The organism is Methylobacterium nigriterrae, from assembly GCF_037106235.1.
Lineage (GTDB): Bacteria > Pseudomonadota > Alphaproteobacteria > Rhizobiales > Beijerinckiaceae > Methylobacterium > Methylobacterium nigriterrae.
On record NZ_JBAWTG010000305.1, the window covers coordinates 1 to 2,219 of the forward strand.

The 2,219-nt window shown below is 61.9% G+C and carries 3 protein-coding genes; all 3 read left to right on the forward strand.

The window, feature by feature from the left end; translation table 11 throughout:
- Nucleotides 1-224: 224 nt before the first annotated feature.
- On the forward strand, nucleotides 225-446 hold the full coding sequence (locus WDW90_RS36485; protein ID WP_336492619.1) for a hypothetical protein: 222 nt from the start codon (nucleotides 225-227) through the stop codon (nucleotides 444-446).
- A 584-nt stretch (nucleotides 447-1,030) separates the two neighbouring features.
- Nucleotides 1,031-1,414, forward strand: a complete 384-nt coding sequence (locus WDW90_RS36490) for a response regulator (RefSeq protein WP_336492620.1) — start codon at nucleotides 1,031-1,033, stop codon at nucleotides 1,412-1,414.
- On the forward strand, nucleotides 1,411-2,219 hold an 809-nt coding region (locus tag WDW90_RS36495; RefSeq protein ID WP_336492621.1), incomplete at its 3' end, for a Crp/Fnr family transcriptional regulator. The genes WDW90_RS36490 and WDW90_RS36495, both read left to right, overlap by 4 nt.

A 2,219-nucleotide genomic window follows, 5' to 3' on the forward strand; every position in this document is an offset into this window, starting at 1 on the left:
GGTGAAGGCGAGCTGATCGTGACGCTGTCACTGCTGGGCTTTGCAAGCGCTGGGGGGCTCTCCGAGGAGAACCGCCAACGCTTGGTGCAACTCGGCTCCGAAGCGATGGGATGCACGGTGGGCGCCAGCGGTGCTGGGCATTGAATGGGCGCGGGTGCTGCCGCAGGCACCTGCGCCAGGAGCCTCTCAACAGATCAACAGACCACCATTGGGTGGAGAGCAAGATGCAGGCATCTTCGACCTACAACGTCTTTCACCGGAGGCAGCAGCCGGAGCTGCGCTGTGCCGTGCGTCAGGACCGGCCGATCCCCACCTTCATCAGCGGCGAAACCTGGGATTGCGGGGGAACGGTCAGACCAACGGAGCCGACCCCGGCCGGTTTTCGACTTGAGGCGGCAGATGCCGCGACGCGGCTTACCGGCTACTACCTGTTCCAAACCCTATAGATCCGGCTTTGGGCTCGGCATGGCGAGGGCGGCTGAACCTCATTGCAGGCAGGCGCATCACAGCTCCCGCAGCGGAAAGGCGCGGCGGTCTCGCAGCGTGATAGGGGCAAGCCTGACGGTTCCATAACATTCAATCCACAAGTGCTGTTGTAGGCGCCAAGTTAAAATGTCCCACCTGGGCCAAGTAGGACTGTCACACTCCCCTGTCCGCGGGATGGACGTGGGAGGCTGGCGTGGGATGGGTGATGATGAGCGGCCGCAAACAGCGGTCCTGTGACATTTCTACTTTGCTCGCAGACGTGACCTTTCAATCCGGTTGCAACACTGTGACGCTGCCGCTCTGGCTTGGGCGACATTCAGGGCAAGAGCACGCGCTGTCTCTCAAGCATGCACCCCAAATAAAATGATCATAAGATCAGTTTTTCCTGATGTGACACCTTAACATTCAGAAATTTCCTGATTTGCCCATAATATTTATCCGGGACATGCAGACTTATCTGGATTTTTTATCTATGGTTGCAGCCTAGATCACAGCGCCAAGCGCGGCCGATAGTGGCATATGGTCTGGTTGAAAGGAGGCCGGCATGAAACCGGCGGACCCGAGACCCCTGGTGCTGCTGACGGAGGGCGATGCCCTGGTCGGCTTGGACCTGAGCGATGCCGTGGAGCAGGCGGGCTACCGCGTGCTCGGCCCTCTCGATACGACGCGCGCTGCGCTGGCCCTGGTCGAACAGGAACGACCTGACCTCGCCGTCCTCGACGTGGTGCTCAAGGATGGCTTCAGCAGCGAGCTGGTCCGGGAATTCCGCCAATGCGGCGTGCCCTTCCTGATCCATACCGAATATCAGCAGGACGGCTCTCTCGCCAACGAGGTCCGTGCCGAGCCTCGCCTCCAGAAGCCAGCTTGCTCCTGGGACGTTGTCGCCACCCTGGACGAACTCTCCCGAGCAAGGTCCCCCTTGAGATGACCGATCCAACCGGCGTCAGCCGTAACCCATTCATCTGCAAGCTGGAGGGCTTCGTCCCGCTCTCGGAGGCGGACAAGGCCGTGCTGGAGCGGATCAGCGCCAGCCCGCGCTCCGTCGAACCGCACACGGATCTCATCCGCGAGGGTGATGCGCCCGAGGCTGTATTCCTCGTCCTAGACGGCATTGCCTGCCGCCACAAAACCCGCGCCAACGGCAAGCGCCAGATCATGGCCTACCTGGTGCCGGGTGACACCTGTGACCTCGACGTCGCGCTCCTCGACAGCATGAATCACACGATCACCACGCTCTCGGCCTGCGCGGTGGCGCGGATCGGGCCGCAGACGATCTCGGACCTGATCGAGAGCCACCCGCAGATTGCCCGTGCGCTGCGCCTGACCACCCTTGTAGACGAGGCAACCTTGCGAGAGTGGCTGATGAATGTCGGCGGCCGTTCGGCCTTGGAGCGGATCGCGCACCTCTTCTGTGAACTTCTGCTGCGCTTGCAGGCGGTTGGGCTAGCCACGGGCGACAACTACGAGCTTCCGCTCACGCAGGTGGATCTAGGCGACACGACCGGACTCTCGAGCGTGGTTGTGAATCGCACCATCCAGGAACTCCGGCGGCAGGGGCTGATCGAGCTGAAGGGCAAGTGCCTGACGATCCTGGATCTGCGACGGCTGAAAGCGATTGCCGAGTTCAAGCCCAACTACCTGCATCTGGGAGACCGAGCCGCCGGGGGCGTCCACCATCAGGCCCGGAAAACGCACTACGCCCATGGATCGATTGTGCAGTGCAGCACGTTTCC